This is a genomic window from Lacihabitans sp. LS3-19 (genome assembly GCF_024343575.1).
In the GTDB taxonomy this organism is placed as follows: Bacteria; Bacteroidota; Bacteroidia; order Cytophagales; family Spirosomataceae; genus Leadbetterella.
In genome coordinates this window covers 100,887-107,171 of the sequence record NZ_RJUA01000014.1, presented here as the reverse complement: position 1 = coordinate 107,171, position 6,285 = coordinate 100,887, and the positions used below count along the sequence as shown (strand labels likewise).

General features: G+C 38.1%; 5 protein-coding genes. 3 read left to right on the top strand and 2 right to left on the bottom strand.

The annotated features are described in order from the left end of the window. A partial coding sequence (locus tag EGI22_RS11890; RefSeq protein WP_255068633.1) for a transposase occupies nucleotides 1-734 on the top strand: 734 nt, incomplete at its 5' end. A gap of 251 nt (nucleotides 735-985) precedes the next feature. Here the strand turns inward: EGI22_RS11890 and EGI22_RS11885 are convergent. After that, nucleotides 986-2,146, bottom strand: a complete 1,161-nt coding sequence (locus EGI22_RS11885; protein ID WP_255068632.1) for a DUF4291 domain-containing protein — start codon at nucleotides 2,144-2,146, stop codon at nucleotides 986-988. A 288-nt stretch (nucleotides 2,147-2,434) separates the two neighbouring features. Continuing rightward, complete coding sequence (locus EGI22_RS11880; protein ID WP_255068631.1) at nucleotides 2,435-3,733, bottom strand: DEAD/DEAH box helicase; 1,299 nt, start codon at nucleotides 3,731-3,733, stop codon at nucleotides 2,435-2,437. Between the two features lie 360 nt (nucleotides 3,734-4,093). On the opposite strand from EGI22_RS11880, the gene EGI22_RS11875 reads away from it, so the two are divergent. Together EGI22_RS11875 and EGI22_RS11870 are read left to right on the top strand one after the other, a co-directional pair. Further along, on the top strand, nucleotides 4,094-4,426 hold the full coding sequence (locus EGI22_RS11875) for an L-rhamnose mutarotase (RefSeq protein ID WP_255068630.1): 333 nt from the start codon (nucleotides 4,094-4,096) through the stop codon (nucleotides 4,424-4,426). 415 nt (nucleotides 4,427-4,841) lie between these two features. Then, nucleotides 4,842-6,245, top strand: coding sequence for a CotH kinase family protein (locus tag EGI22_RS11870; protein WP_255068628.1), 1,404 nt, complete (start codon nucleotides 4,842-4,844; stop codon nucleotides 6,243-6,245). Nucleotides 6,246-6,285: the final 40 nt, after the last annotated feature.

The window sequence follows — 6,285 nt, the reverse complement described above, 5'->3', positions numbered from 1 at the left end:
AACATCTCAATGCACAGGCAGGCATGATAGCCGTATTGCACACCTGGGGACAGAATTTGAGTCTTCATCCGCACTTGCATTGCATAGTGCCCGGTGGTGGAGTTGATGCCAAAGGACATTGGCGAAAAGCTCGCTCTAAAGGCAAATTTCTGTTTCCTGTAAAAGCCATGAGTGTGGTATTCAGAGCAAAATACCTAGCTGAACTCAGGCAAAGGCTAAAGGAAAAAGTACCCCAAACGCTACTTAATGCTCTTTACAAGAAAGATTGGGTGGTGTATGCCAAGCGTCCGTTTGGAAGTCCTAAATCGGTAGTGGAATATCTGGGTAGATATACCCATAAGGTAGCCATTAGCAATCATCGGATTAAAATTGTTGATGACAAGACGATAACATTCAGCTACAAAGACTACAAAACGGGTGCCCAAATCAAAGAAATGACACTAAGTCATGAGGAGTTTGTGAGGCGATTTAGCCAGCACATTCTTCCTAAAGGACTTGTCAGAATTCGGCATTATGGAATATTGAGCAGCACTTGGAAACGAGCCAGATTACCTGCATTGCAGCAAAAACTTGGACAAAAACAAACAGAAATCAAAGGGAAAACTCAAAGAGTAAGACCTTGCAAATGTTGCAAAACGGGCAGTTTGCGAACAATACTATGCTTTGACCAGCGAGGGCCTCCAGAGTTTTACAAGGAAATTTGGGAAAAGCTAAACCGCTCGGTTCTGGTATGAACGTGGGTAAGGGTAGGTATGCCCAAAATTTATAGAATCAGACTAGAAATGGGATAAAAACATCAAATCCAAACAAAACTTCATATCAGAGTGTCAGATCACTCTCAAAAAGCAAGGCTAAACATCACGAAAACCCCATAGGTGCGGAAAATCAGGTGTTTATAAGGAAAAAACTACCAAAGATTAAGTTCAACATTGGCTTCATTCTAGGCACGTTGTGCCGAACGAAGCCTTAGTTGTTATGTGGCGTTTTATATTTCGTTTCCAATTTTTTTCATTAATTCTTTGTCGGTAAATTCAAGTACTCTTTCTTTAGGAACAAGTAGTTTGTCAATTTGATTTTTATCAATATTTGACTTTTGCTCTTTTACAAATTCTGTAATGTCCATTATAAATTCGATTTGCTCCTTTCCAAACTTTTCAAGGACTTCATCTTTTAAGCCAAGTTGAATAGCTCGTCTTTCTATTTTATCACCATTATAGTTGTGGTCTGGGTCCCATTGTAATCGTACTTTTTTATTTTCTAATTCACTTCGCCATTCGTCTTCGCTTGAAAAATAATTAGGTTGAAATGAAGTAAATGTTGAATTTCTTAAAATCTCTTCAAAAACTTCTTTCTTTATCCAAATCGCCAAGACCCTTTCTTGATTTTCTTTTTCTGCCCAACCACACCTGTACATCATCCAAAGGAAATTGGGTTTTATCCAACTCATTCTTGAATAATTAAAATCGTTCCCACCAAGTTTTTGGTTTTTAACTGCAAAATCAGCAATGCTTGGCTTGTAAGCTTGATAAACAACTATGTAATTATCAACGATAGTTTTTAACTTACCTGTTTGATAATTTTCAACCTCGTGATGTAGTATATTTTGATTGAATCCAATTATCCTCTGTCCGTCTTTTGGTAATTCTTTAATACTATTTGAATAGTTATCAAGAGAAATATTGAAAGAATAATTTACGTCACTTCTTAACATTTGTCCTTTTCTTCGTAATTCACTTTCCCAATTTTGAAGTCTTTTAGTTGCAAAAGAAGCAACTGTCTTATTGGCTTTTGATTCAATTTCTTTTAAGTAATTTATTGCCTCAATTGTTCCAATGTCTGCTAAAGCCCAAACACATTTTCTTTGCATTGGGAATGTATCATTCCATTTATCATACTCAGTCAGCTTGAATGCCATTCGAAATAATGATTTTGCAGTTACTGGATTTTTGACAAACTGAAAGCTGGAAGCTAAATCTTCCTGTCTTAAATGCCAATCGGATTCAAATATCTCACAAAGTAATAATAGGATTTCTTCGTCTCTTGGATAACATTGAATAAAGCCAAAAGCTTTTTCTTCAACACCCAAAGAGTCTTTTTCCGCTATTAATCTTTGAATTTCGTTTATGTCGATTTCTCTTTGGTTCATTGTTTATTCGTTGGGTCTCTTAAAATGCCACATAACGAGTCAGTTTACGCTACTACTTTTTTGAGTAGCGTAAATATCTCAATTGTTTTTTTTCGAATATTTTATCTAAGTTACTGATATTGATTAACTTGCATCCTCTATTGTGTTACATTACTATTTCAATATGAGTTTAAAAGTATCGTAAACCAATATTTATGTGCTTCCTTAATTTGTATTACTATACAAACTTATTCATTTTCAAGAATAAATACTACCCGAAAAATAAAAAACTTTAAGGCATAGACAAGCTCATCTTGCCACCTCAATTTTCATCTTTTTGCCCTTTATTTTTTGGTCTTGTATGTTTTTTAGGAAGGTCTTTAGGGCTGTTGTTTTTATGGCGGCGTAGGAGGCAAAGTCTTGCACTTCTATCTTGCCGAGGGCGTCTTTTTCAAGGCCACCTTTTTGCATACAAAACCCTACTATGTCTATCTTATTTATCTTGTCTTTTTTTCCTCCACTGATATATATCGTCGTAAATTCCTCCGCTTTTATCTCAGACTTTTCGTCTTTTAGCTGCAGCTCCTCCACGGCGTCGCCAAGGTAGGCTGGCAGTTTGTCGGTTTTGTCAATCAAAAAATAAGCTACGCCTGTTGCGTTCATTCTGGCCGTGCGTCCGTTGCGGTGTACAAACTCCTGCTCGTGGTAAGGCAGGCTGTAATGTATCACGTTTTCAACCTCCGGTATGTCCAATCCCCTGGCTGCCAAATCGGTACTGATCAAATACCGCACACTGCCGTTTCTGAATCTTATCAGGGCTTTTTCGCGGTCTACCTGCTCTATTTTTCCATGAAACACGCCGCAGTTTATGCCTCGCTTGGCCATTAAGCCTGCCACCTCTTCCACCTCGTCTCTTTGGTTGCAAAATATCAGCGTGGCCGACTGTGTTATCTGCCCCAAAAGCAGCCCAAGGCCTTGTATTTTATCGGTGGTTTTTACAAGTTTCAGTGCCAAACCTCGGTTTTTTTGGCCATCGCTTATGTAGTCCAGTTGGTTTAGTGTTGGGGTTTTTATAAATTCTGGCAGAGAAATTCCCTGCGTGGCCGACACAAAAACCTGTTTGTTGATTTTGGGCAAATGCTCCAATATAAACTGGATTTGCTCATGAAAACCCATCTCCAGCGACTTGTCAAACTCATCAAAAATGAGGGTTTTAACCTGGCGGCTGTCTATGGTGCGGCGGGTATAGTGGTCTGCTATACGCCCAGGCGTACCCACCAACACGGCAGGCGGATTTTTAAGGCTATTTATCTCAACTTCCATGCTGTGACCACCATAAAAAGCGTTGATTTTATGCCCCGTACCGAGGCTTTTCCAAACGGCCTCTATCTGTAGCGAAAGCTCACGCGTAGGCACCAATATCATCACTTGTATTTGGTTTTCGATGTTTTCGAGTATGTCCAAAAGTGGCAACAAAAACGCCAAAGTTTTGCCCGAACCAGTTGGAGAAAGCAAGAGGGTGTTTTCGTTTTCGGCTATGCTTTTGATAGTGGCTTTTTGCATTTCGTTCAATGCCGCAATGCCTATTTTTGCTAAGATTTTTTCCATACACAAAGGTAGATAATTTATTGAAACAGAATTTGGATAAAAACAAATGAAGCGTGGACATTGGATTTTAAAAAAATTGGGACATATTGCAAAATAAAAGATATTTAAAAGACTTAAATATTCTAAATTTAAAAGATGTAACAACCTAATTGTTAAATTATTGCAGTTTATTTTGAAAATAAATTATATCGAAGAATGAAGGTAATTTCATTTAATAAAAATCTATGATTTTTTTTGATAAACATAAATTAGATGGCCTTTTGAGCCAAACTGATTTTAAAAAATTAAAAATCCGTGTCCAATCCATAAAATCCGTGTGCCATTCTCAAAAAGCATATTGACAAACAAACAGAATTAGAAATGAAAAGATATTGTTTTGCTCTCGACCTAATAGACGACGCCGAAAAAATAGCGGAATACGAAAAGATTCATGAGAGTATTTGGCCCGAAATAAGGCAGACGATTGTAGATGCTGCAATCAAGGACATGCAGATATACAGAATAGGCACCAGGATGTTTATGATTATGGATACGGAAGATGATTTTTCGTTCGAAGCCAAAGCCAAAGCCGATGCCGAAAATCCGATTGTGCAAAAATGGGAGAATTTCATGTGGACATTCCAACAGGCCCTTCCAATGGCCAAACCAGGGGAAAAATGGGTACGAATGAACAAGATTTTTGGATTGAAGTAAGTTATTTAACTAAAATTTCCGTGTAAATTAAAGCACTAAAAATCAATCATTTAAAATATTTTCGAAATTTTAAAATGCATATTATCAGTATTTTACTAATTTCTAAATAAATACTAATTGGTCCTTATATTTTTTTTGCAGTCCGTTGTAAAATTTCGCTTCAAAAGGATTTTTTATAGCCCAAAAAGTGTTTGACGAAATTTTTCAGAGGATCATTGCAAAAAAAGTGTTTTTTTTGATTCTTTTTTTTCGAAAAAAAAGAATGCCCGCCTGGCAAGGCACATAAAGTATATTTTATTATCAGTCCTTAAAAATCTAATTTAAAATAGTTTAAAAAAGAATATTTTTCAATTCAAATCCCCAAAAGCAGCAGCTTTAAACTAAACTGCGTATTCAGTTTAAAAGTAAAACCAATATGAATTTAAAATTTAAGCTTTTACTGATTGTTTCGCTTCTAACGTTTTTTTCATGTGAGAAAAATGCAAAAGACACCGTAGATCCTGAAATAGGAAGCACCAATTCGGATTGGACCACGGCCTCGCACGCCAAAGAAGGCGAGCCAGACTATAGCGTGGTATTCCCGCAAGACAAAGTAAACAGTTTAGAAATAATCATCGGGAAGACGAATTGGGAAGCCATAAAGACAGATATGGTAGCCAAAAATAAAGGCACATTTGGTGTAGGTGGTGGCGGCCCTCAAGGTGGCGGAATGCCCGGAGGTGGCGGTCAACCTGGCGGTGGCGGAATAACTGACTTTGGCGAAGAGCCAGCCTACGTACCAGTTACGCTAAACTTTAATGGTAAAAAATGGGAGAATGCAGGATTTAGATTAAAAGGCAATTCCACCCTAAATTCGACCTGGAAGTCAGGCATTTATAAATTGCCATTCAGACTAAATATGGACAAATATGAAGACGAACATCCCGAAATATCCAACCAAAGGTTGTACGGCTTTAAAGAGCTTTCGTTTTCGCCTGGAGCCAAAGACAATTCGCTCATTAGAGAAAAAGTGTCTGCCGATATATTCAGAATGGCGGGCATTCCTGCCGCTCAAACTGCTTTCTGTAAGGTGTATATCGACTTTGGCGATGGACTAAAATACTGCGGCGTTTACACTACAGTAGAAGTAATTGACGACACGATGATAAAGTCTCAATTTGGTGGTGATGATGGCAATATCTATAAACCTGAGTCCAATTTCACTTCGTTTGTTGAGGCCAATTTTGAAAAGAAAAACAACAGCAAGGCGGCGGATTTTTCGGATGTTAAAAATATCATTTCTGCCCTAAATGCCACCAACAGAACCTCCGACGCTGCAGCATGGCGAAGTAAATTGGAGGAAAACATGAACATGGACCAATTTGTAAAATGGTTGGCCGTAAATACCACCCTCGTAAACTGGGATACCTACGGTGCCATGGCTCACAATTATTACCTTTACAATCACCCTACCGAAAAGGTGGTTTGGATACCATGGGACAACAACGAAGCCTTGACCAGTGCCGCCAGAGTAAACTTAAATTTGTCTGGCGTGGCCAGCAATTGGCCATTGATAAAATACGTGGCCGAAGATCCAGTTTACTATGCTAAATACAAAACCTACGTGAAAGAATTTAATGATAACGTATTCACTACCAGCAAAATGAACACTTTGTTTGACAATGCCACAAATATGATAACGCCATTTGTAAATGGAAGCGAAAAGGAAGTATCGCCTTATACCAATTTGACGAATCTGTCTAATTTCACAGCCGCTCTGCCTATTCTCAAAACGCACGTGAGTACTAGAAATACTGCTGTGAAGGGTTTTGTGCAGTGACGGTTTGCAACTACAAGAAGTTGGCGATTTCGGTGACGAA

What these genes read in the sequence shown, in the direction of transcription:
- EGI22_RS11885 (WP_255068632.1), bottom strand. Translation starts at nt 2,146, where the DNA reads ATGAACCAAAGAGAAATCGACATAAACGAAATTCAAAGATTAATAGCG.
- EGI22_RS11880 (WP_255068631.1), bottom strand. Translation starts at nt 3,733, where the DNA reads ATGGAAAAAATCTTAGCAAAAATAGGCATTGCGGCATTGAACGAAATG.
- EGI22_RS11875 (WP_255068630.1), top strand. Translation starts at nt 4,094, where the DNA reads ATGAAAAGATATTGTTTTGCTCTCGACCTAATAGACGACGCCGAAAAA.
- EGI22_RS11870 (WP_255068628.1), top strand. Translation starts at nt 4,842, where the DNA reads ATGAATTTAAAATTTAAGCTTTTACTGATTGTTTCGCTTCTAACGTTT.